The sequence below is a fragment of the Pseudomonas ogarae genome, assembly GCF_014268695.2.
Classification (GTDB): Bacteria; Pseudomonadota; Gammaproteobacteria; order Pseudomonadales; family Pseudomonadaceae; genus Aquipseudomonas; species Aquipseudomonas kilonensis.
Map to the genome: position 1 here is coordinate 2,712,370 of NZ_CP077086.1, position 23,711 is coordinate 2,736,080.

At 57.9% G+C, this 23,711-nt stretch carries 19 protein-coding genes and 3 pseudogenes; 15 read left to right on the forward strand and 7 right to left on the reverse strand.

Annotation, left to right across the window (positions count from 1 at the left end; all coding sequences use genetic code 11):
* Positions 1 to 47: 47 nt before the first annotated feature.
* Entirely contained in the window at positions 48 to 941 is an 894-nt protein-coding gene (locus tag HU749_RS12060) for a LysR family transcriptional regulator (RefSeq protein WP_079302871.1), read from the reverse strand.
* A 189-nt stretch (positions 942 to 1,130) separates the two neighbouring features.
* On the opposite strand from HU749_RS12060, the gene HU749_RS12065 reads away from it, so the two are divergent.
* The 6 genes from HU749_RS12065 (at position 1,131) to HU749_RS12090 (ending at position 9,447) form a co-directional block, all read left to right on the forward strand.
* Positions 1,131 to 1,805 (forward strand): NADPH-dependent F420 reductase, encoded by a 675-nt coding sequence (locus HU749_RS12065; protein WP_079302870.1) that lies wholly within the window; start codon positions 1,131 to 1,133, stop codon positions 1,803 to 1,805.
* 16 nt (positions 1,806 to 1,821) lie between these two features.
* Positions 1,822 to 3,462: a GMC family oxidoreductase gene (locus tag HU749_RS12070; protein ID WP_079302869.1), complete on the forward strand. Its 1,641-nt coding sequence runs from the start codon at positions 1,822 to 1,824 to the stop codon at positions 3,460 to 3,462.
* A 72-nt stretch (positions 3,463 to 3,534) separates the two neighbouring features.
* A complete protein-coding gene (locus HU749_RS12075; protein WP_079302868.1) occupies positions 3,535 to 4,986 on the forward strand; it encodes an aldehyde dehydrogenase family protein in 1,452 nt (483 codons plus the stop codon).
* Between the two features lie 272 nt (positions 4,987 to 5,258).
* Complete coding sequence (locus HU749_RS12080; RefSeq protein ID WP_013692840.1) at positions 5,259 to 5,705, forward strand: (2Fe-2S)-binding protein; 447 nt, start codon at positions 5,259 to 5,261, stop codon at positions 5,703 to 5,705.
* Between the two features lie 129 nt (positions 5,706 to 5,834).
* Positions 5,835 to 8,093, forward strand: coding sequence for a xanthine dehydrogenase family protein molybdopterin-binding subunit (locus HU749_RS12085; RefSeq protein ID WP_186652253.1), 2,259 nt, complete (start codon positions 5,835 to 5,837; stop codon positions 8,091 to 8,093).
* 13 nt (positions 8,094 to 8,106) lie between these two features.
* Positions 8,107 to 9,447, forward strand: a complete 1,341-nt coding sequence (locus HU749_RS12090) for a c-type cytochrome (protein ID WP_186652255.1) — start codon at positions 8,107 to 8,109, stop codon at positions 9,445 to 9,447.
* A gap of 192 nt (positions 9,448 to 9,639) precedes the next feature.
* On the opposite strand, the gene HU749_RS12095 is transcribed toward HU749_RS12090, so the two are convergent.
* The 4 genes from HU749_RS12095 to HU749_RS12110 all read right to left on the reverse strand — a co-directional run bounded on the left by HU749_RS12095 (position 9,640) and on the right by HU749_RS12110 (position 13,293).
* Positions 9,640 to 10,590, reverse strand: a complete 951-nt coding sequence (locus HU749_RS12095) for an aldo/keto reductase (RefSeq protein ID WP_186652257.1) — start codon at positions 10,588 to 10,590, stop codon at positions 9,640 to 9,642.
* 59 nt (positions 10,591 to 10,649) lie between these two features.
* Complete coding sequence (locus tag HU749_RS12100; RefSeq protein WP_079302863.1) at positions 10,650 to 11,393, reverse strand: SDR family oxidoreductase; 744 nt, start codon at positions 11,391 to 11,393, stop codon at positions 10,650 to 10,652.
* 84 nt (positions 11,394 to 11,477) lie between these two features.
* Positions 11,478 to 12,062 carry a cyclophilin-like fold protein gene (locus tag HU749_RS12105; RefSeq protein WP_225919159.1) on the reverse strand — a complete coding sequence of 195 codons (585 nt, stop codon included), beginning with the start codon at positions 12,060 to 12,062 and terminating at the stop codon, positions 11,478 to 11,480.
* A 256-nt stretch (positions 12,063 to 12,318) separates the two neighbouring features.
* Positions 12,319 to 13,293, reverse strand: coding sequence for an alpha/beta hydrolase (locus tag HU749_RS12110; protein WP_013692848.1), 975 nt, complete (start codon positions 13,291 to 13,293; stop codon positions 12,319 to 12,321).
* 974 nt (positions 13,294 to 14,267) lie between these two features.
* Between HU749_RS12110 and HU749_RS12115 the strand changes: the two are divergent.
* Positions 14,268 to 14,460 (forward strand): annotated as a pseudogene (locus HU749_RS12115) ((2Fe-2S)-binding protein); the annotation flags it as partial.
* Between the two features lie 14 nt (positions 14,461 to 14,474).
* Here HU749_RS12115 and HU749_RS29210 read toward each other — a convergent pair.
* A pseudogene (locus HU749_RS29210) lies at positions 14,475 to 14,625 on the reverse strand (urease accessory protein UreD); the annotation flags it as partial.
* Between the two features lie 174 nt (positions 14,626 to 14,799).
* Between HU749_RS29210 and HU749_RS12120 the strand changes: the two are divergent.
* The 8 genes and pseudogenes from HU749_RS12120 to HU749_RS12155 all read left to right on the forward strand — a co-directional run bounded on the left by HU749_RS12120 (position 14,800) and on the right by HU749_RS12155 (position 23,329).
* On the forward strand, positions 14,800 to 15,873 hold the full coding sequence (locus HU749_RS12120) for a catalase family peroxidase (protein ID WP_079302860.1): 1,074 nt from the start codon (positions 14,800 to 14,802) through the stop codon (positions 15,871 to 15,873).
* Positions 15,870 to 16,448, forward strand: coding sequence for a cytochrome b (locus HU749_RS12125; RefSeq protein ID WP_079303444.1), 579 nt, complete (start codon positions 15,870 to 15,872; stop codon positions 16,446 to 16,448). Before HU749_RS12120 ends, HU749_RS12125 begins: the two co-directional genes overlap by 4 nt.
* A 414-nt stretch (positions 16,449 to 16,862) precedes the next feature.
* Positions 16,863 to 17,981, forward strand: coding sequence for a PQQ-dependent sugar dehydrogenase (locus tag HU749_RS12130; RefSeq protein ID WP_202888921.1), 1,119 nt, complete (start codon positions 16,863 to 16,865; stop codon positions 17,979 to 17,981).
* Between the two features lie 1,230 nt (positions 17,982 to 19,211).
* Entirely contained in the window at positions 19,212 to 20,633 is a 1,422-nt protein-coding gene (gene ltrA / locus HU749_RS12135; RefSeq protein WP_052967978.1) for a group II intron reverse transcriptase/maturase, read from the forward strand.
* A 224-nt stretch (positions 20,634 to 20,857) separates the two neighbouring features.
* Positions 20,858 to 21,145, forward strand: a pseudogene (locus HU749_RS12140) (Arm DNA-binding domain-containing protein); the annotation flags it as partial.
* A gap of 315 nt (positions 21,146 to 21,460) precedes the next feature.
* Positions 21,461 to 22,132 carry a hypothetical protein gene (locus HU749_RS12145; protein WP_095973912.1) on the forward strand — a complete coding sequence of 224 codons (672 nt, stop codon included), beginning with the start codon at positions 21,461 to 21,463 and terminating at the stop codon, positions 22,130 to 22,132.
* On the forward strand, positions 22,125 to 22,832 hold the full coding sequence (locus tag HU749_RS12150) for an RES family NAD+ phosphorylase (RefSeq protein ID WP_095973913.1): 708 nt from the start codon (positions 22,125 to 22,127) through the stop codon (positions 22,830 to 22,832). Before HU749_RS12145 ends, HU749_RS12150 begins: the two co-directional genes overlap by 8 nt.
* A gap of 248 nt (positions 22,833 to 23,080) precedes the next feature.
* Entirely contained in the window at positions 23,081 to 23,329 is a 249-nt protein-coding gene (locus HU749_RS12155; RefSeq protein WP_025214378.1) for a hypothetical protein, read from the forward strand.
* A 131-nt stretch (positions 23,330 to 23,460) separates the two neighbouring features.
* Here the strand turns inward: HU749_RS12155 and HU749_RS12160 are convergent, their stop codons facing one another.
* Positions 23,461 to 23,673 (reverse strand): hypothetical protein, encoded by a 213-nt coding sequence (locus HU749_RS12160; protein ID WP_025214377.1) that lies wholly within the window; start codon positions 23,671 to 23,673, stop codon positions 23,461 to 23,463.
* Positions 23,674 to 23,711: the final 38 nt, after the last annotated feature.

The window sequence follows — 23,711 nt, forward strand, 5'->3', positions numbered from 1 at the left end:
GGCGAATAATTCAGATGCGAAAAAGAAAGGGCTCAGAGCACCGGTGACTATCCGGGGTACCGTAACTCATCGATCAGGACCTGCATTGCCCGGGACTTCTCGCGCTCGCTGGAGTAGTAAAGGTGCAGTCCCGGGAATGTTCTCCACCAGGCTTGCATGACAGGAACCAGAGTGCCGTCAACCAGATGGGGATGGGCGATGTCCTCGGGAACATAGGCCAGTCCGAAACCCGATACAGCGGCATCCAAAATCTGATTGATGCCGTTGAATACGAGTCTGCCTTTGACTCTCGTATTGATCTCCTGGCCGTCCTTTTCCAGCTCCCACGCGTACAGGCCGCCACGTGTCGGCAGGCGCATGTTTATGCATTCATGTGCCATGAGGTCCTGAGGTCTGGTGGGCATGGCACGAGACTCCATGTAGGACGGAGCGCCCACCATGACAAAGCGCATGTCGGGAGCGATACGAACGGCTTCGATCCCGTTTGCTAACCCGTCCCCGAGCCGGATGCCAAAGTCGAAATGGTCGGCCACGATGTCCGTCAAGCCATAGTCGATAACCACTTCTACGCTGATTTGCGGGTACTTTGGCAGGGCTTTCGCCAATTTCGGCCAAAGCACGGTTTCAATGACATGGTCGGTTGCCGTGATGCGAATGTTACCGGCGGGGGTGTCGCCAAGTTCAGCCACGGCAATCAGTTCGGTCTCGATTTCCCGCAACCGCGGTTCCACGGTATGGAGCAGACGTTCACCGGCCTCGGTGACGGATACGCTACGGGTCGTTCGCGTGAGAAGACGTACGCCGACCCGAGCCTCCAATCTCTGGATGCTATGACTGAGCATCGATTGAGAGATTCCCAGCTGGGAGGCCGCCCGCGTGAAACTTTGCTCTCGTGCAACCGCAATGAGCGCAAGCAGGTCGCTGTAGTGTTCCTTTGCCATTCATCATTCTCTACGTGGGGGCGGATACTGTATCAGCTCAAGCACCCGCTCCAAGAATCTATGTTCATGAGTCGGTCATGACAATCGTGGAGAGGATTAATCAGTTTTGATCATACCTCTATTCGCCGTCGCGCCTTTCACTCGAGCGTCATCCGTGTTTTTAATCGAAAAAATAACAAGAGGCCTTTCATGAAAATCGGAATTCTTGGCTCCGGCCGAATGGGTAGTCATCTGGGCACCATGTTTGCCCGGGTTGGCCATGAGGTCTCCTTCAGTTACTCGCGTAGTCAGCAGAAACTTGCCGATCTGGCTGCGTCGGCAGGCAAGAATGCACAGGCCAGCACGCCGGCAGAGGCGGCCTTCAACGCTGACTTGGTCCTCTTGGCCGTGCATTGGCTTCAAGTGCCTGACGTCCTCAGCCAAGTGGATGACTTGAGCGGAAAAATCGTCATGACCTGCTGCAATCCTTTAAACGCAGAGGACACCGAGCTTGTCATCGGCCACACGATGTCCGGTGCGGAAACGCTGGCACAGATGATTCCTGGGGCCCATGTCGTCGCGGCCTTCCAGTCGACGCCCAGTGAGGTGCTGTTCGATGTGTTCGCGGCCAGAGGCGAGGCGCTACGTCCTAGTTTGATCTTCTGTGGCGATGACGAAGCCAGCAAAGCCAAAGTTGCGGATCTTATCAGTCAGGTGGGGTTTGATCCGGTGGACACAGGCGCTCTGAAGGTTGCCCGTTATATAGAGCCTTTTGCGATGCTCTCTGCAGTGTTGGCCTACGAAACGGACCAGGGGCCCGAATGGGCTTATCGCTTCGAGCGTTTTGACCGGCTGTTCAAAGGCACTTCCCGCGTCGGGAAATAGCGCGAGGAGTTGGGCAATGCAGATTTATGACTACATCGTGGTTGGCGCTGGTTCTTCGGGTTGTCCAGTTGCGCGCGGCTTGTCTGATGATCCCCGGAACAACATCCTGCTCATCGAAGCGGGACCTGCTTCAGATCGTTTCTGGGTTAACACGCCTGCGGGAATGGGCAAGCTCTATTTCAATAAATCATTGAACTGGAATTTCCGCACCTCGCCAATGGAGAAGCTTCAAGGGCGTCAGATGTACTGGCCTAGGGGCAAATTGCTCGGTGGATCCAGTTCCATCAACGGCATGGTATTCATCCGCGGTCACCAAAAGGATTTTGACGGCTGGCGTGCCTTGGGCAACCCAGGCTGGGGGTATGAAGATGTCTTGCCGTATTTCAAAAAGATGGAGCACTTCGAGCGGGGCGGCGATGAATATCGCGGAGCGAATGGTCCGCTGTGGATCAGTGATCCGGTCGTCAAGGAAAAGAGTAGCTACGATTTTATAGAGGCCGCTAACCGTATCGGTATCCCGGTGACCGAGGACATGAACGGCGCCTTGCACGATGGCGTAGGTTTCATGCAGCACAACATCCAGGATGGGCAACGGATGTCGACTTATCGGGCATTTATCGAGCCGGTCATCGAACGGCCGAACCTGACGGTTAGAACCGGATGCGAACTGCAGCGCGTTTTATTCGAGGGGCGCATCGCTGTCGGTATAGAGGTTCTGAAGAGTGGCCGTTTGGAGCGTATCTATGCGGCACGCGAAGTAATTCTGTCAGCAGGCTCGCTGAAGACCCCGCAGATGCTGATGCTGTCGGGCATCGGCCCAAGGTCTGAACTGGAAAAGCACGCAATTCCCGAAGTTCTGAACTCCCCGGGAGTAGGGCAAAACCTGCAGGATCATTTTTATATTCACACAGCGTTCCGCTGCACCCCAGACAGCTCGTACAACGCCAACCTCGTAGGCTTGCGCAAGTATTGGGAAGGCTTTCGTTACCTGATGACCCGCAAAGGTTATCTTGCCCTTGGCTCTTCCCAGGTCGCGGCGTTCGTTAAAAGTAGTCCGGACGAGGACTATGCTGATCTCCAAATCAGCTTTCGGCCCATGACCTTTCAATACTTCCCCGACGGCACGGTTGACGTTGAAAAGCATCCTGGGCTCGGGGTGTCGGTCTATCAGTTGCGTCCCAGCACCACGGGATCAGTGACGCTGCGCTCGACCATCCCGTCGGACCCGGCCGATTACACACCAAATTTCCTGAGCAGTGATTACGACATCAATGCCGTGATCAGTGGTGTGCGTTGGATACGCAAAATCATGAACAGCGAGCCCATCAAGTCCCGCGTGGTTTCGGAACAATTGCCGGGCCCGCACATTCGTACCGATGAAGATATCTACAACTATTTGGTCGAAACCGGTAATTCGGCCCACCACCAGGGCGGCACCTGCAAGATGGGTAACGACGCCATGGCGGTGGTGGACGAACGACTGCGTGTCCGCGGTATCGAGCGACTGCGGGTGGTGGATGCCTCGATCATGCCATTCATCACGTCGGGCAACACCAATGCACCGTCGATCATGATCGGTGTGAAAGCCGCCGACCTGATTCGTGAAGATGCAATGGCTCGCCGGACAAGCAGTTCGCCGGTCGAAACTGTTGGTTGAATCGGCGGGTACCTTGTTGCCGCGTGTCACGAAAATCCTCACCGAATAACAACAACTGGAGGCACCAGCAAGATGCACGATTACGCGAAGTTTTATATCGACGGTGAATGGGTAGAGGCCGCGACCTCCCAGCGCCAGGAATTGATTGATCCGACTACCGAAGAAGCGTTTGCCACGGTCGCCATGGCGACCGTTGAAGAGGTGGACACTGCCGTGGCCGCAGCTCGGCGTGCATTCAAAAGCTATTCGCAGTCTTCCCTCGATGAGCGTTACGACCTGATCAACCGTATCATCGAAGCCTACGAATTGCGCGCCGATGATTTTGTACAGGCCATTGCGCAAGAGGTGGGTATTCCCTGCAGCGCCCGTGCTCAGGTCATGGGGCCAATCGAACATATGAAGGTCGCTCGCGACCTGTTGAAAACGTACGAGTTCGAGGCTCGAATTGGCAATACGATCGTTCGCCGTGAACCTCTGGGTGTCTGCGCACTGATCTCGCCTTGGAACTGGCCGATCCAGACAACCGTCATCAAGCTGATCTATGCGCTGGCCGCCGGTTGTACAGTCGTATCCAAGTCCAGTATCAACTCTCCGGTCAGCGCTATTTTGCTGACAGAGGTGCTGGATGCCGCGGGCGTACCCAAGGGCGTTTTCAACATGCTCAACGGCTCGGGGCGAGTGATTGGCGAGGCGATGTCGAGGCATCCCGATGTCGACATGGTTTCCTTCACGGGCTCGACCGGTGCCGGTGCGCAGGTAGGCGAGGCAGCTGCACGCACCATCAAGCGCGTGTGTCTGGAACTGGGCGGGAAGTCGGCGAATATCGTGCTGCGAGACGCCGATCTGGAAAAGGCCGCGCGCTGGAACATTCAGCGCGGCTTCTTTAATACTGGACAATCCTGCCACGCGCCGAGTCGCATGCTGGTGCATGAAAGCCAGGTAGAGCAGATCATTCCGTTCCTGGTTGACGAAGCAAACCGATTCCGTCTCGGAGACCCGCGAGATCCCGCCACGACCATGGGGCCGATTGTCAGCCGGGCACAATTCAACAGCATCCAGCGTCACATACAGTCGGGCATCGATGAGGGTGCACGGCTGATTGTTGGCGGACTGGGGCGCCCCGAAGGCTTCGAACGTGGCTTTTTCACCCGTCCGACCGTGTTCGTCGATGTGACGCCGGAGATGACTATTTGCCGGGAAGAGATTTTCGGGCCGATCTTGGTGGTGGTGCCTTATTCCACCGAGGCGCAGGCATTGGAAATAGCCAATGACTCGCCTTATGGGTTGGGTGGCTATGTATTCGGTGGGGACCGGCGCAAGGCGTATGAGTTCGCCAGCGGCCTGCGTGCCGGGCGTGTTTGTTTTAACGGGGCGCCGACTAACTCGCTGACGCCTATGGGTGGTTACAAGGAATCCGGCATTGGCCGCTCGATGGGTGTTTTCGGGTTGCAAGAGTATCTGGAAATCAAATCGGTCTATGGCTTTGACGAGGAAGCCGCAGCACTGCCGTCGTTGAAGGCCTGATACGACTATCCAAGACCAAACGCTGCCGCACCGATGATTGGCGCGGCACGCCTGCTGTTTGAAGAGAGTATTTATTCATCTGATTAATAGCACCTTGCGAGCTTGCTCACGTGGTTCGCTTGCTGTGCCACGGACGAGCCCAGTAGGGTAAGGCTCGTCTAAAAAAACGACGTTGCAGTTGTTGTTATTGCGAATGGTCAGTTGCCAAAGATTATCCGCAGGTCGTGCTCGGCCAGGTTTTTCACACTGTTTTCAATCGAGGCATTCTTACAATGGAACTCAACGTAAATGGCACTGTGTATGAGGTTGAGGCGGATGCGGATACACCATTGTTATGGGTGATTCGCGACGATATCGGCCTGACCGGAACCAAGTACGGGTGCGGTTTGGCGCAATGCGGCGCCTGTTCGGTCATGGTGGACGGCGTGCTGCTTCGCTCATGCGTTACACCGGTTGAAGGTGTAAAGGGCAAACAGATTCGCACAATCGAAGCCATTGAAGACGACGAGTTGGGCAAGCGCGTAGTGGCCGCCTGGGTCAAGCATCAAGTCGCCCAGTGTGGCTATTGCCAGTCTGGCCAGGTAATGGCCGCCACTGCGCTGTTGCAGCGCATTCCCAAACCTTCCCAAGCCGATATTGCTGCCGCCATGACGAATCTCTGCCGTTGCGGCACTTATAACGCGATCAAGACTGCTGTCGATGAGCTTGCTGGTGCTTGAGCACGCGCAATTCGACTGAGCTGCGACGTGCCTGGTGACAATGCCGACGGCTAATCCTGACCACCTTTAATGGAGCAGGGATTGGTCTGCTGCCAGGCCGAGCATTGAATGCAAACACAGGGGAACACTATGTCAAAACTGGATGATTCAATCGCCGAGCGCGGCGTACTCTCCGACGCGCAACCTGTGAACGTCTCTCGCCGCCGTTTTTTGCAGGCATCGGCTGGCGTCACGGCGGGTGCGCTTGTTATCAGCTTCGGAATTCCCCTTGGCCCGTTGCGTGCTGCCGAGCGTGCCCAGGCATTGCCGCCTGGCGCCCGTGTACCGGCGTTCCTGGAGATTCGTCCGGATAATACCGTTCGCCTGCAGAGCCCCTTTATCGAGGGTGGGCAGGGTATTTTCACGGGCATGGCACAGGTCGTGGGTGAGGAGCTCGATATAGATCCAGCCAGCTTTCTGGTGGAGAACGCGGCGCCCGGGAGTGACTTCAAAGTCATGGAAGGTGGCATGCGCTTCACGGGTGGTAGCCGGTCGATGCGCGCGAGCTACATGACCATGCGCCGACTGGGCGCATCGGCGCGCCTGATGCTATTGCAGGCCGCGTCCTCCCACTGGAAGGTGCCTCTGGCGCAGCTAACTACCGAGCCAGGGCGGGTCATTCATGCCGCTTCCAATCGATCGATCACCTACGGTGAACTCGCGCCGCTAACGCTCGATTTGCCCATTCCCGATCCGCAAACCGTTACTCTGCGCGACCCTGCCACATTCCGCTGGATCGGTAAGCCGGTCCAGCGAATAGACGTCTACGACAAGTCCACTGGTAAGGCGCAATACACCATCGATACTCGTGTCGAAGGCATGCTCCACGCCGCGGTACAGCATGCGCCGCGCCTGGGTCTGCAAGTGGGGCTGGTGCGCAACGAGGATCAGATCAGAAACCTCAAAGGCGTGCATTCGGTGCACCGTCTTGAAGGGGCAGTGGCGGTGGTTGCGCAACGCTGGTGGGTGGCCAAGCGTGCCGTCGAGGCTCTGCAAGTGGAGTGGACGGAGCCGGGTGGCGATTCAACCGTGCGCTACATGCCGGCTAATTTCGACACCCAGACCTATGCGGAGCAACTGAGTAAAACCACCGACGCTGGGGATGAGGCCGAACGTGAGGGCGACCTGCAGCAAGGGCTGGCCGGCGCCAAGAAAATCGTCAGCGCGACTTATCATACCCAATACCTCAACCACGCCCAGTTGGAGCCGCCCTCGGCCCTGGCGCGCTTCGGGGCTGAAGGCAATCTCGATTTGTGGCTGCCGAACCAAGCCCCTGATCTGTTTTTAGCCGACGTCGCCAAACGCACCGGCCTGGACCCTTCCAGAATCACTCTTCACTCACCGCTGCTGGGTGGTTTTTTTGGCCGGCATTTTCTGTACCCGAATTCATCACCTTACCCTCAGGCCATCCAGCTGGCTCAATTCACAGGTCGGCCGATCAAGGTGATCTGGAGTCGCGAGGAAGAGTTTTTGCGTGACGTGCTTCGCCCCTCAGCTGTGGTGCGCTTTCGCGCTGGCCTGGATGAACAAGGCATGCCGGTGGCCTTTGAAGCAATCAGTGCCACGGAAGGGCCAACCGAGGGGATCGCTAACAAACAAGGAGACAAAATCGACCCGACCGCCGTCGAGGGCCTGGCCGGTAAAAAATACGCCATTGCCCATCGTCGGATCGCTCAACTGTACTCGCAGACCCCGGTGATGCTGGGCTACTGGCGTTCAGTAGGAAACTCCATCAATGATTTCATGTATGAAGCGTTCCTGGATGAAGTGGCGGATGCCGGGGGGCAGGACCCCTATGAGCTGCGGGCCAAGCTACTGCAGGGCAACGAGCGGCTGAGCAACTTGCTCAAAGCAGTGGCCGATCTCTCCGGAGGGTGGAAGCGAGGGCCTTTCACTGCGCCGGATGGCACCAAGCGAGCAAGGGGCGTTGCGATGGCATCGCCATTTGGTACCGAAACGGCGGTGATCGCAGAGGTTTCCATCAGCAACGGAGCCGTGAAGGTTCACGATATCTGGCAGGCAATCGATCCGGGTAGCATCGTCAATCCCGCGATCATCGAGGCTCAGGTCAACTCAGCCGTGGCCCTTGGCTTGTCTCAAACCCTGATCGAACAAGCCATCTACAAAGGTGGTACGCCGGTGGCGCGCAATTACGACCTCTACCGCATCCTCACACCGGAAATGATGGCCAGGGTTCATGTCCGTGTGGTGGAGAGTGGTGCGCCAATGGGCGGAATCGGTGAGCCGCCTCTGCCTGCGGTGGCACCGGCGGTTGCTAACGCCGTCTCGCGACTGACCGGTCAACGAATTCGCAGCATGCCTCTATCGCAGTACCGCTTCGACACCTGATGAGGAATGGTTCGTGAATAAAACTATAAAGTATCTGCTGCCAGCAGGCATCGTCGTGGCAGCTGGCTTGGGCTGGTTTGTCAATCGCACGCCATTTTCGCCTTTTGCTAATGAGGCATCTGCACCCTCGGCAGATGCACAGCTCGTCCAGCGTGGTGAATATGTCGCCAGGCTTAGCGATTGCGTGGCCTGCCACAGCACGCCCAAAGGTGCGCCGTTTGCCGGCGGCCTGGAGATGGCGACCCCGATGGGATCAATCTATGCCACCAACATTACCCCGGACAAACAAACAGGCATCGGTAATTACAGCCTGGCCGACTTTGATCGCGCAGTACGCAGCGGAGTCGCGGCTGACGGGCATAGGCTGTATCCGGCTATGCCTTACCCATCCTATGCCAAGCTCAGCGACGATGATGTGCGGGCGCTTTATGCGTTCTTCATGGCCGGCGTTAAGCCGGCGCAGCAGCAGAACCAGCAAAGCCATATCCCCTGGCCGCTCAACATGCGCTGGCCGCTGGCTTTGTGGAATACCGCGTTTGTCGATGACGGTGCCTATCAGGCCAAGCCCTCAGAGGATGCGCTGTGGAACCGCGGCGCCTACATCGTCCAGGGCGCGGGGCATTGTGGCAGTTGCCATACCCCACGCAGCTTGACGATGAACGAGAAGTCGCTGGATGAAAGCAGCGCTACTTTCCTCAGCGGTTCGCTGCTCGATGGGTGGTACGCGCCGAGCCTGCGCCAGGATCCGAACACTGGATTGGGGCGCTGGAGCGAGCAGGAGATCGTCGACTATCTGAAAACCGGACGTAACGCTCACAGCGTGGTCGTGGGCACTATGGCGGAAGTCTTCAACAACTCGACGCAATACATGTCCGACCCGGACTTGAAAGCCATTGCGCATTACCTAGTGTCGTTGCCGGGCGACCCAAAGCGTGACGGGCCGCCATGGAAGCCCGCTACCATACAGACGGCTGAACAACCTCAGTTGTCGACACCTGGGGCAGTCAACTACATGGCCAAGTGCAGCAGTTGCCACGGCAGTGATGGCAGCGGGCAGGCGCAATGGATACCTCCTTTGGCAGGCGCATCTTCATCGATGGTGAAGGAAAGCGCTACGAGCATCAATGCGACCTTGAATGGTTCCGAACGTGTCGTTGCCAATGGCATTCCGGATTCGTATCGCATGCCCCCATACCGCAACCAACTCTCTGATCAGGAAGTCGCTGATGTACTGACTTTCGTTCGCACGTCATGGGGTAATCAGGGAGGCGCAGTGAAGGCTGACGAGGTGAAGGAACTGCGTGAACGAACCAATCCGGCCAGCAGCAACCCGATCATCCTGCAGATGCGTTGAGAGAGTATGGTGAGGGCTTGGCCAAGGCCCTCGCCATACACAAGGAGTCCTCGTCGGGGAGAAGTGGTTCGTGAAAAGGTGGTCCGTGTTTTCGATCATTACGCTTCGGCGTGCATGATCCAAGCAGAACTCTGGTGTTAACGCCGTTGTGGGGCTAGCAATCAAGGCGCTACTTTCGACGTTTGGGTGCGTTCAGGGAACGTTGTGGCCAGCCGCTTGGATAAGCCCGTACCATTCGGGGCGGGTGAGCGGGATATTCGAGCCCGCGGCTGCCTCGACGAGGCGCTCGGGTCTCGTGGTGCCCAGTACCACTTGGATGCCGGCGGGATGACGAGTGATCCAGGCGGTCGCTATCGCGGTCGGAGTGGCGTCGTACTTCGCAGCGAGTCGTTTGAGTTCGGCATTAAGCTGCGGGTAGTCGGGAGAGTCAAAGAAGACCCCATCCTGAAAGGCTTTCTGGAACGGAGACCACGCCTGCAGCGTGATTTTATTAATCCGTGCGTAGTCTACGATGCCGCCACCGTCACGAGTGATTGAGTCGTCGAATCCGGTCATGTTCGACGACAGGCCTTGGGCGACGATCGTCGAATGCGTCAGCGAAAGCTGGACCTGGTTGGCCAGGATCGGGTGGGGCACGGCGGTCTTGAGCAAATCGATCTGACGGGGAGTATGGTTGGAAACCCCGAACGCGCGGACCTTGCCGGTGGACTCCAGATGGTCGAAGGCGCGGGCGACTTCTTCCGGCTCCACGAGTGCGTCGGGCCGGTGCAGTAGTAGCACATCCAGATAGTCGCTACCCAGCGCTTTCAGCGACCTCTCGGCCGACGCCACGATGTGCTCGTAGGACTGATCGTAGTGCCACGGGTCGGCGACAATACTGGTCTTGGACTGGAGGAAGATCTGCTCGCGCTCAGCGCTGCTGAGTCGCAGCGCTGAGCCGAACCGGCGTTCGCACAGGTGCGGGCCACCGCCGGGATGGTTGAATCCGTAGAGGTCGGCGTGATCGAAAAAATTGATGCCCGATTCGCGCGCCGCGGTGTAGAGCGCGCGGATCTGGTCATCGGTGCTGCCAGCAATGCGCATCATGCCCGCGACGACATTGGGAACCCGAGTGTCGGTTGATCCTAGTGGTACGGTCTTCATGAAAGCTCCTTGTCAGGACAGTGATGGGCTGTCGGACGCCTTGCGTGACTGCAGTGCACTCACCAAGGCTGGTTCGCAGGGCCAACTGTGAACTCGTTGATTGTCGTGTCATCGGGCTGGTCGATCGCGAAGGCTACGATGTTGGCGATCCGGTCTGGAGAAATGCCGTACTTGTCATAGATGTCCTGCATCTGGTCAAGCGCCTGCTTATCGCTGATCGTCGCCAGCAGTTCCGTCTTGACGGCGGCCGGGTAGATCGTCGCGGTGCGGATATTATTGCCTTCCATGGCGGATTCCATGCGAAGGACTTCCATGAAGTCGCGCACGAACCACTTCGTCCCGCCATAGACGGCGCCGCCCGGATACGCCTTGAGCCCCGCCACCGACGAGGTGGTGATGACGTGCCCAGACTTCTGTGCCAGGAACTCGGGTAGCACCGCTGCCACGCCATTCAAAACGCCCTTGACGTTGACATCGATCATCTGGTGCCAGTCTTCGGTCTTTAGTGCGGACAGGGGTGAGTTCGGCATCAGCCCTGCGTTCAGGAAAATGACGTCCACACGGCCAAATGTTTCTTTGGCCAGTTGGACGATGCGGTCGTTTTCCTCTTGCTTTGTCACATCCAGCATCTGATAAACCACCTGGCCTCCGCTCAGGAGAATCTCGTCCGAGATCTGCTTGAGCTTGTCTTCGCGTCGCGCACCGAGCACGATTTTGGCGCCTTTGCTCGCGAGCAGCTTGGCGGTTGCCTCGCCGATTCCGGACGATGCGCCGGTGATGATGACTACTTTGTCTTTGATCATGATTTCTCTCTCTGGATTCGGGCTGCGAAGGAGGCGCAGCAGATGATGAGGCGATATCTCAGGTCGGTGTTGAGCGCGTGGAGACTACTTTGTCAGCGCACGCTGCTCTTGGGAGAACACCACCCGAACATCGCCACGGCCGAGCGCCTGGGCCAGGCCAGTCGGATCGTCTACGCGGCCCAGACGGGTGTATGAGTAAGCTGAGTCGAAGGTCTTGTAAAAGATGACCACGGTGCGCGATCCCCAAAGCATAAGGTCTCCGTTGCGGATCGTGCCGGGCCGGCTTTCACTGGTGGGCAGCGCGTCATGCAGTTCTTTTTTCTTCTCGTTTCCGTGGAGGTCCTCCATGTCCAGTGTCAGCGGCAGCGTGGCGGCGAATGCGCGAGTGGCCTCGTTGTCGACCAGGGTGATGGCGAAGCGACGTTCCCCGACGGTCATCCACAGGCGTGATTCATCCGATTTCTTGGGTGCTTGAGTGACATCCTGCTCAGCGGCCTCGGGCAGCGCAGTGCTGGCGGCGTGGGCGGGATGGCCGCTGCACAGTGCAAGGAGAAGCAGCGGCATTCCAAGCTGTTGCATGGCCCGCCGGTGCCAGGAATGCCTACGACTTGCAGCGCCAAGAGAGGAGAGAGTGTCGCCTGCACCGACGTCAACGTTTTCGCAATTCATGTTGTTCTCCTTGTAATGCGGAAAATGGGCCAGACGCGTTGCCGCGCCTGCACGTGAATTCGCAGGTATCGAGCGCGAATTCACGCAGCAATATGGCGAAGACGCTCCTCAGCGAGTGGTCTATTGCCAGTTCTGGTTGCGATCCCCACTGGAAAGTCAGAAGTGTTGAGTGGCATGAGTCCATACCGTAGGGCGAGCCAGCCAGGTCAGCCGCATAGTGGCATTTTGCTCGCCAGGATGCGGTCGCCTCAATGCGTCAAGCGACGCCTGCCGCCGTGGCCAGGTGCTGTGTGAAGAAGGTCGTCAGCTTGTCGAAAGGAATCACGTCCACACGGTCATACAGATCGGTGTGGCTGGCCTCTGGAATGATCATCAGCTCCTTCGGCTGCGCCGCGGCCGCGTAAGCGGTTTCGCTGAAGTAGCGCGAGTGGGCGTTTTCACCGTGGATGAACAGGACCGGGCGTGGAGAAATTTCCGCGATGTAGGTCAGGATCGGCATGTTCATGAACGACAGGGGTGTAGTGATCGTCCACGAGTTGCCCGAGTTGACCGCGCGCGGATGGTGTCCGCGGGTTGTGCTGTAGTAATCGTGATAATCGACCATGAACTGCGCTTCACCACCCCTCAGTTCGTTGTAGGGGGGCTGGTACGCAGGGGCACCATTTTTCGCGTCGACCCAACGTTGTGCGCTCAGTTGTTCGAGCCCTTGCGTGCGCTGTTCGAGGGTCACGCTATCGTTGTAGCCCTTGGACATGACGCGGGTCATGTCGTACATGGTGCTGGCGACAACCGCCTTGACGCGCTTATCCAAGGCCACGGCATTCAGCGCCATGCCGCCCCAACCGCAAATGCCGATGACGCCAATTCGCTCGCGATCAACGGAGGGTTGCAGGCCAAGAGCATCCACTGCCGCGCTCACATCCTCGGTGTTGATGTCTGGCGAGGCGACGTTGCGCGGCTCACCGCTGCTTTCCCCGGTGTAGGATGCATCGAAGGCCAACGTGACAAAGCCGCGCTCGGCCATGGTTTGCGCATAGAGCCCGGAGGACTGCTCCTTCACCGCGCCAAACGGGCCACAGACGACAATAGCTGCCAGCTTTGCGCTGGCGTTCTTCGGTTGGTACAGGTCGCCCGCTAGGGTGATGCCATAGCGGTTCGTGAAGGTGATCTTCTTATGGTCCACCTTGTCGCTCTTGGCGAAAGTCTTGTCCCATTCCTGTGTCAGTTGCATGTGCTTGCCTTACATAAAGTTGAGATTGTTCCTGCCAGCCTGAATACCCGTCGAGCAGCAGGGCTTGTCGTCGGCGTAGGGGTCATAGACTTTTACAACCATGGGGAATATTCGTTTCGCAAATGGCGTAGCGCGTCGGGATTGGCTTTGCCAACTAATGTATGCCTGTCACTGCCTCAAAACATCCCATGAAATTGCAAGCATCTATGCACGCTATTGGATAATCGCGCCCCCAGGTCCCAGGCGGTTCGAAATGGAAACCTACCCCGATGAGTTCATGCTTGTTCGAATGACATATCACCACGCTGCGATGACCATTGATCATCGAGTCCCGTACCTGGAAGTATTCGGTCCGCCTGCATCAGCTCAGCCTCGCTATATGACCGGCGGAAAACCCGCCGCAGGCTGCGTTGGTAGCCGATTCGAGTGACTCGGTCTGGGACAGGCGATGGACGAGACCTTGTAGAGAACATCGGCCAAGTGCTTAACGGATGTGAAAGCTTGTTTGGTCAAGGCTTGTTGGGCTGCGTCGAAAGAGAGATCACAACCTCTGTTTCCGTTCCGGCGCTTCCTGCTGAAGCTGCTTCTAAACCCGTTCTTCAGGTCTGTAGGGGCAAGAGACCACTTGAAAAATTAGCCGCAGGCCGAAAAGTAATACTTCATCCAGGTTGTGGGCCGGTAGGTTTTTCCAAAAGAAAAGATGCAAAGCCCTGAATCGGTAACGGTAATCGTCTCAAGCATGTTACTTAGTTGTGAGTCGTGCTCGCTCGTAGTTGAGCGGGCACTAAATCACTGTGTTGATGTGCCATCGATGCGCGGTGATTTCTTGTATTGCGTACTTTTATTCATAGGGCCTAGCACGTGGCTGCATGTTTGAGCCCACTAAGCTCGTGATACTTTCAAACCATGTATAGGTAGCCATTAAGCGACGCCCCGCTAATAGCGCTTTTTAGAGCCAAGATGGCTGAAGAGTTATGGAGCTTCAGATTAACGATAAGACCTATCAGGTCGAAGCTGAGGGCGACACAGCCGCTGCTGTGGGTGATTCGTGACGAAATCGGTATGACGGGAACAAACTATACCTGCAATGGGGATTACGGGGGTGGTCTCGCTCAGTGCGTCGCTTGTTCCGTCTTGATCGACGACGTTGTGGCGCGTTCCTGTGTCATCCTCGCTATCTCCGGCCAGCGTACTTCCAGGTCGGCACGGTAGAAATCAAAGAAGCCGGCATCCCGTTGAGGGGGGCAGACAAAACGCGTCGCAGAGCATCACTCTGGAGCCCGGATGCAGATTCACCATCACCTCGCTGTGCAGTTTTGCCTGGGGGAATAATCGTCGCCACCTGTACTGCTTCTTCTTCGCCGAGCCGCGCGGCCGGCGGCAACGTAACGTTGCTGGCCGGTGCGTATAGAAGTCTTCAGCGCCGTAGCGACTTCGCACAAGGTTTTGAGTAAAGCGTTAAATTCGTTACAGAACTCTCCACTCCGCACTCCGGAAGAAATTTCGATGAACGAGCGACATCCTCACTCCAATAAGTCTTTTCTAGGGCCGCTCGTACTGATCGCGGCGGTGGTTGTCGCCGTCGGCGCCGCGTTCGCATACACAGCCGGTTGGTTGACACCCGCACGCCTCACGCCGACCAAGATCGTCGAGGTGCTGGCGCCGCCCGCAGGACCGGCTCTCGGTTTCCGCCGCGCCCATGCCAAGGGTATCTGCTTCACCGGTACCTTCGAGGCCAACGGCACGGGCAGCGATTTGTCCAAGGCACAGATGTTCGCCGCCGGCACCTATCCTGTGACCGGCCGCTTCAACCTCGCCTCGCCCGACCTCAAAGCGCCCGATGGCACAGCGCGCGTGCGCTCCCTGAGCCTGCGCATCCGAACGCCCGACGGCCAGGAGTGGCGCTCCGCGATGATCAATGCGCCGTTCTTTCCGGTCGCGACGCCGCAGGCTTTCTACGATTTGCAGGTGGCTTCTGCCGACAAGAGCCATCCGGATGCGTTGAAGAACTTCGCCGCTGTGCACCCCGAGATCGGCGCGTTTAGCCAGTGGGCCGGCAGCGCGCCGTTCACCAGCTCGTACGCCGAAGACCGCTACAACGGCATCAACAGCTTCGTCTTCACCAACGCGCAGGGCCAAGACAAAGCCGTGCGCTGGTCCTTTAAGCCGGTCGCCAAACCTGTGCCGGTCTCGGGCGACGAACTCAAGAAGCGCGAGCCCGATTTCCTGCTGACCGACATCACCGAGCGCGTCGCGAAGGCGACGCAGCGCTGGGCTATGACGGTCATGGTCGCCGACCCGGGCGACCCGACCGCCGACCCGAGCAAGGCTTGGCCGGAAGATCGCCGCAGCGTCGGCGTCGGCACCCTGTCGGTGACGAAGATTCAGCCTGAGGCCGATGGCTCATGCCGCGACATCAACTTCGATCCCACCGTGCTGCCGGCCGGCATGCGCACATCCGACGACCCTTTCCCCGCCGCACGTTCGGCCGCTTATTCGGTCTCGTACAACCGCCGGACCGCCGAAGAAAAAGACTATCCGCGCACCCCGTCCACCACCACCGCCGGAGCCAAGCCATGAGCCAAGTCAACCAGCAATTCGCGCCGTTGCAGCGGGCGCTTCATTGGGGCATGGCGATCTGTATCCTCGCGATGCTGTTCATCGGCGTCGGCATGGTCTCGACAATCACGCCCGCGTACCTGATGCTGGTCTCGATCCACAAGCCGTTGGGCATTGCGATCCTCGTGCTCGCGGTGCTGCGCCTGATCGTCCGCTGGCGCCTTGGTGCGCCGCCGCTGCCGCGTGACATGCCCGAGCCGATGAAGCTCGCCGCCAAACTCTCGCATGTCGCGTTCTATGTGCTGATGCTCGCGATGCCCTTGCTTGGCTGGGCCATGTTGTCGGCGGCGGACTACCCGGTGCTCGTCGCCGGGCTGCATCTGCCCGCCATCGTGTCGCCCGACGCCGGCCTGCACAGCTGGCTGTGGAACGCTCACAAGTTCCTCTCGTTCTGCTTCTTCGCGCTGATCCTGCTGCACCTCGGGGCCGCTCTGTTCCACGCGCTGGTGCGACGCGACGGCGTGTTCGAGGCCATGGCGCCATTTCCGGTACATCCGTCGGTCGACGGCAGGGTCGTGACCAAGTGCGCTGACTGACGCAGGCTCCGTTACCACGGGCGCCGTGGCGCACGCGTTCTCGGTGGGGCGAGATGAAATACCTCAGTGGGCATGTACTGTGGGACCACGACCTGCAGTGACCGTCGAGCTGGGAGGCTGGCACGAAGTGACGCTGACCCTCGCCGGATCACCGAGCTTCATAGAGATGTTCGTCGCCAAGTTCAGCGAGCCGCCGACTTGAGGTGCCTTGCCTAAACACCTGGCGTCGAAGCCTCCCGCCATTGGCGTTCGGACGCAGGGGGGCGCTTTCACGATGCAGAAACTTCGGCGCATGAACGGGATCGCAAAAGCAGAGAAATATCTGGATGCACATGCGTAGCACAAAGATTTACTAATTTATATCTTTCTTCGTAGGGTGTGCTAGCGGCTGTCAAATCAACCATTGGAACAGACATGAATCTGAAACTTGAGTGGGTTCTGGTCCCAGCATTTCTTGCCATGGGTTTTGCTGCCAGCGCGCTGGCCGCCGAGGTGCGGGCTGAGCGGGTGGCAACCGGATTGGAGAATCCCTGGGCAGTGGCCTTTCTGCCGGCAAATCGCTACTTGGTGTCAGAACGGCCGGGCCGGCTTCGGGTGGTTGGTGCCGATGGGAGCATCGGCCCGCCGGTTGAGGGGCTGCCGGCGATCGCGGCAGGCGGGCAGGGCGGGCTGCTGGATGTCGTGACCGACAGTGCTTTCGACGTGAATCGCATGGTCTACTTCTGCTTTTCCGAACCGGCCGCTGGTGGCGCGGGCAATAGCACGGCAGTGGCACGCGCGACGCTGTCGAGCAACATGGTGCGCCTCGACAACCTGCAGGTGATTTTCAGTCAGCGACCGAAGGTGAGCAGCTCCGCGCATTTCGGCTGCCGCATCGTCGAGGCGAAGGACGGGACGCTTTTCGTCACGTTGGGCGAGCGTTACAGCCGGAAGGAGGATGCGCAGAAGCTCGATAACCACTTGGGCAAAGTGGTGCGCATCCAGAAGGACGGCGCGGTACCGGCCGACAACCCTTTCGTCGGCCGCGCCGGTACCTTGCCGGAGATCTGGAGCTATGGCCATCGCAATAGTCAGGGCGCTACGCTCGGTCCGGACGGCCGCCTCTGGATGAACGATCACGGTCCGCAGGGCGGCGACGAGATCAACGTTCCGCTGGCGGGTCGCAACTACGGCTGGCCGGTCATCACCTACGGCGAAAACTATGGCGGCGGGAAGATTGGCGACGGCCTGACCGCCAAGGACGGCATGGAGCAGCCGCTGCATTACTGGGTGCCCTCGATCGCGCCGTCCGGCATGGCCTTCCTGACTAGCGACCGTTATGGGCCGGCATGGAAGGGCAATCTCTTCGTCGGTTCGCTCAAGTTCGGTTACCTCGACCGTATCGAACTGAAAGACGGTAAGGTCGTGGCCGAGCACAAGTTGCTGGAGGACGGGCATGCCCGCATTCGGGATGTCAGGCAGGGCCCTGACGGCCTGCTCTACGTGCTCACCGACGAACAGGATGGCAAACTGCTGCGTCTTCAGCCGCGCTGAGCCCCATCAGGGCAGGCATTGCGCAGCTGCAGCGTCGGCAAGCCGCGACGCCTGCCCGCAACCTCTTCGACGGCTTGCGCTCGCCGCCTCCCAAGGAGGAACTCGGCGATATCAAGCTGATCGTCGAGAACGATACCAGCCAGGTCGGTTCTGTGGGGAAATGTGTTTCAGGATCTCGACACCCGCGCTGGAAACAGAAGCGAGAAGCCCATTCAGGGTAACAGAGAGGCCGTCAACTCACATTTTCGAACCAGGCGGGAGCGTCCCAGGCCTTGTATTGATCACTCCAACCGTCAACCGTCAACCGTCAACCGTTCAGGTCAAGACCTCCTCTGGAATAACCTCATCGAAGAAATCAGCTGGGTTTGCGCTTGCTTTGATACGAATGCAGGAGCTCATGGAACATTCCATTGACGGTGCTTTCAGGGGGTAAGACTGTACCGGCAGAAGGTGACAACCGCCGATAGGTCTGCCAAGAGGAGGATCATCCTGCGATAACGCTCCCTGACCTATGTCCCTTAGAAGTCCATGGTCAGCCCCGCGTAAACAGCGCGGGCATCGAATGCGGCGTGCAGTGATTGATCCACTCCAACGCTGGTGTCATACCAGACTTGGATCTTGAAATACTTCAAAAACAAGTCCAGAATTAAGTTTTTTCCTGCTTCGGCAAGAAAAGAAACCCGTTAGATTTCAATGGGTCGGACGCCAGATACGAGTCTCGTTTCCCGCTCCAATTATTTTTCTATAGACTTCCATTGAAGTATGTAGAAACCAAAGAAAGAGGCTTCGGCCTCTTTTTTAGTTGTGCGCCAGGCATGGCGCGTTGCGCGCAAGCGCAACCAGCTTGGCTGTGGTGGCCTCGCTGGTGACTTGGAGGTGAAAGTCCTCTACACACCCGGCAAGGGGAAGTGTTAGCCAGAGGCAAGGGTGTCGCGGGCGACTGCGAATCTGAAGGAAGCCCGAGGCAAAATGCTGGCCTGACGAATAGGAAGCGGATCAGGCGGCGTAGCGGGGTAAGGTGGCAATGACTACCAAAGCCCAATACTTGCACGGAACGCTGCGACGTAGATCCGACAGGCATAAGCAGGAAGGTCACGCGAATTACCCTGGGAGATCTGTACGTTTGCCATTGTGCTACCGGGCGTCGAGAGGCGACGGGATGAGCGTGCAGAAGTCAGCCGAAGCCATAGTAAGTGGCGGTTAACCTCGTCACCAAGGGCCGAACAGGTTATGCCGCCAGTAGGCGTCAGAGTCTCGTTGAATACCGAAATGCAGAAATTTCTCCCAGAGAAGACTGTTACTCCGAGTCCCGGACAGTATCCGAGGATGACGGCTGACAGCGCACAGGTATTGGCGGCGTCTGTGACGTGGACGAACGCGGAGCCGGACACGCTGATGGCGCGGGTGCTTGCACCGGCCAATCTCAGGCGTGCGTATCAACGCGTAGTCAGCAACAAGGGCGCACCGGGTGCCGATGGCATGACGGTCGACGACTTGGCGGGCTACGTGAAACAGTATTGGCCGATCCTCAAGGTTCGGTTGCTGGCCGGTGAGTACCACCCGCAAGGTGTACGCGCCGTCGACATCCCCAAACCCAAAGGCGGGACAAGACAACTGGGTATCCCCAGCGTCGTGGATCGCCTGATCCAACAAGCCCTGCTGCAACAGCTGACGCCAATCTTCGACCCTCTGTTCTCGGACTACAGCTACGGCTTTCGTCCGGGCAGAAGCGCTCACCAAGCCATCGAAACCGCTCGCGGCCATGTGGCAGCGGGTCACCGCTGGTGCGTGGAACTCGATCTGGAGAAGTTCTTTGATCGGGTCAACCACGATGTCCTGATGGCTTACGTGGCGCGTCAAATCGAAGACAAGCGTGTGCTCACGTTGATCCGTCGTTACCTCGAAGCGGGAACGATGTCAGGTGGACTCGTCAGCCGACGGCAGGAAGGGGCGCCGCAAGGCGGCCCGCTTTCGCCGTTGCTGTCGAACATCCTGCTCAACGAACTCGACAGCGAACTGGAACGGCGAGGTCATCGCTTCGTGCGCTACGCCGACGATGCAAACATCTATGTGCGCACTCCTCGTGCTGGTGCACGAGTGATGGCCGGTGTCGAGCGCTTCCTGAATCAGCGTCTGAAACTGACGCTGAATCGGGAAAAGAGCCGAGTAGCGGGGTCTTGGATGTGTGATTACCTGGGTTATGGGATGAGCTGGCATCAACAGCCGAAGCTGAGAGTGGCAACCATGAGCCTGCGTCGCTTGCGTGACCGACTCAGGGAGCTGCTGCGTGGTGCACGGGGTCGCAAGATGGCGAACGTCATCGAACGGATAAACCCCGTGTTGCGTGGTTGGGCGGGTTATTTCAAGTTAACTCAGGGCAAGCGCGCAATGGAGCAGCTTGATGGCTGGATACGTCACAAGCTGCGCTGTATCGTCTGGCGTCAATGGAAGCAGCCTTCAACGAGGGCGCGTAACCTGATGCGTCTGGGGCTCGACGAAGGGCGCGCCTGCAAGTCAGCGTCCAATGGCCGTGGCCCATGGTGGAGCTCGGGAGCGTCACATATGAATCAGGCGTTACCGAAGAAACTCTGGGATCAACTCGGGCTGGTCTCGATACTGGATACGATAAACCGGCTTAGCCGTGTAACCTGAACCGCCGTATACGGAACCGTACGTACGGTGGTGTGAGAGGACGGCGGATGTAAATCCGCCTCCTACTCGATCCAGTAAAGTCTATTCTGGTACATCAATATCCACGAATTTTTAGTACATTTTTTAGTACATCAATTCGACGCTTGGTAAATCAGTTTTTAGAGCTGCTTGGCACTCCGAAAACGGTACAACCCTCCTTCATCCATATGAGTGGAGTTAGTACAATGGTCCTTACCAATACGGCGGTCCGACACGCCAGGCCTCGCGCCAAAAACTACACCCTTCCTGACTTTGATGGCCTTGCGCTTTTCGTGAATACGAAAGGCACCAAGAGCTGGCACTTCCGTTTTTCTTGGGCGGGCAAACAGCCTCGTATTTCGCTCGGTACTTATCCTGAAATAGGTCTACGCGATGCTCGCGCTCTGCGCGATATCGCCAGGGCGCTGGTCGCGATGGGTCTCGATCCCCGCGATCCGCGACGCCTTGAGCGCAATGCCAAACTGTTGGCCGAGAGAACACCTTCTTAGGTCGATGCGGTACAAGTTTTCGGTCCTTAGGGGAGCGGGACCGCCCGGGAATTCAAGCGGTGCTGAGTTGGGTTGCCAACTCTTTCGGTCTGTTGCTGGTCTTTAGCTCGCCCGCACACCTGAAAGCCAAGATCGTGATCCTTAGACTTTTAGTCCCAGAAGTCACCGTGCTGATCGACGGCATGGCGTGCACCCCTCAAACCTACCTATGCATCCAGATGAATGGAGCTTAGGCTGGAGCTAGGGTTATCAAGACTATGCTACGATTAAATAACGTAGATAACTAGTGAGGAGATTTCCATGAGCGTTACAGAGCAGTCGGGTGTCTCCACCTTGGTCGGTACGCCTAAGGAGGCTCGGGCTAGCTTAAGCCGCTCGCATGCGGACCGAGTGCTGGTCGTGTCTTTCGATCAGGTCAACCTCAGTGTATTTGAGGCGTTGGCGGAAAACTTCGCCAACGTGGCCTCCTCGATGTATGAGGTGCTGCAGGAGCGTCAGGACCCTAAGTCGCTCGAGCGACTGGCCGAGGTGTTTGTGACACGTAAGCCGCCTTCGCCTCGCCTGCTCAAGGAAGCGGCGATGCTGGTACAAGCCCGCAAAGCAGTGCTGGAGAGCGGTGACTGGTTGACCTCTGCAGATATCGCGCAGGTGGCCCAGTTGAGTAACCGCAACCCGAGTGCCCAGCCCAACAAATGGAAAAAGCAGGGGCAAATCTTTGCCATAAGTCACGGTGGGGTCGACTATTTCCCTGGTTACGGCTTGGATCCGGATGTGGGCTATCGGCCGCTCAAGGCACTCGCCAAAGTCATTCAGGCTTTTGGTGCCCACAAGGACGGCTGGGGTATGGCTTACTGGTTCCGCTCAGATAACAGTTTTCTGGGCGGCCAAAGGCCCCAGGACCTGTTGGCATCAGCGCCTGATCGGGTGATTGCTGCCGCACAGGATGAAATCCAGGGCATTGTCCATGGCTAAGCAGCGTACCGAGTCCAGTGAGGGTAGGGCGACGCCTCCCACGGACTTAGCGGCGTCCGTTACCCCGGTGCCTGTGGTTACGTTGCACGTCACTTTCACCGTGATCGCCAAAGGCGATGTGCTTCACCGTGTGCACCAGGATAAGTATCAGCCAGATCAATTCAATCCCGGTGTGCACGGCAACGCACGCTTCAGCCCGATTCAAGATGATCAGGGACGGGCGATTCCCACCTTGTATGGCGGCACGACCGTTGAGTGCGCCTTAATGGAGACCGTCTTTCACGACGTTCCCCATACGGCTGGCTTCAAGAGCTTCGACAAAAGCAAGCTAACTGGACAGGTGCATTCTGCCGTCCAGGTTAGCCAACCGCTGCACCTGGTTGATCTGTCCAGCGTGCCTCTGCGGAAACTGGGCATCACGCGCAAACAACTGATCGACACTGAGAAAGATCAATATCCTGCGACGCGCAAATGGGCAGAGGCGATCCACCGTCAGTGTCCAGATACCCAAGGGCTGTCTTGGGTGTCGCGACAAGATGATTCGGCACGTGTGGTGGTGCTCTTCGGCGACCGGATTCCAGACGGCGTGCTCCACCCGCAGGGCGCGTCACGCAGCTTGACCGGGGACTCGACTGTGTTCGACACGGTGCTCAATCTGGCAGAGCGGATCGGGGTTGTTATCATCGCGGGAAAAAGCTGAGTCAAAAGGGCCAAACATTGACCCTCGAATTCGCTCTATGAGGTAGGAATTGCCATTCCCCAATCTCAAGATCAACGCTGATGTCAGCGGGCTTTTCAGGGGCATTGGCGGTAGTTTGGTACGGGCCTGATGAAACATCGACGATCAATAGGTCTCGTGTGCATCCCCAGGAACGAACGGTGCTTGTCCCAGATCGCAGCAGGGACACGATGGCTGGCTCCGTGCTGGCCTTGGATGCGGAGCTCGTTATGATCGCCAACCAACCGTTGAATGATGAACTGGTGAGCCGGCTGGAAGATAAAATTCCAGCCATGGCGAAGGGCGCAATTCATGCGGCTTATATCAATACGCTGGCGGCCGGATTCAGTGTGATGGAAGTCCGTGATGGCATGCTCGTTGAGACAGTAGGCGATGGTCAGCACAAGGTTATTCGAGTGGCCAAGCCCAAGCATAAGGTAGCTTCGGGCAAGATTCTCAAGGTGCGCCGCTTCTTATAACGAAAGGTTGAGAGCCCCCGTATCTTAACGATGTCGCCGCGCAACGCGCGGGAAGTCTGAGACTTCGGCGAGTCCAGCCTTTATGCTGTGCAGGATAACCGCCAAGCTCGCCGGCGCGTTGGGTCCGCTGATCAGTGACCCTGGGCTCTCAGCTTAGCCAAGCCCTGTTTGATATGTCCGGCGTTCTCGCCGATCGTGTGAAGTGCCCCTCGGACGTTGGCGCCAATATCTGTTGCACTTTGGTTTTCTACCTTCAAGGTCAGTTCCATCACCGCAGCCTCCAAGGCGAGCTGATTTTGATATAGCCGCTCAAGAACATCAGAAAGTGAATATTCGCTGGGCATCGTTTTGAACTGGTCAAGTAATCCCGGACACCGATTAC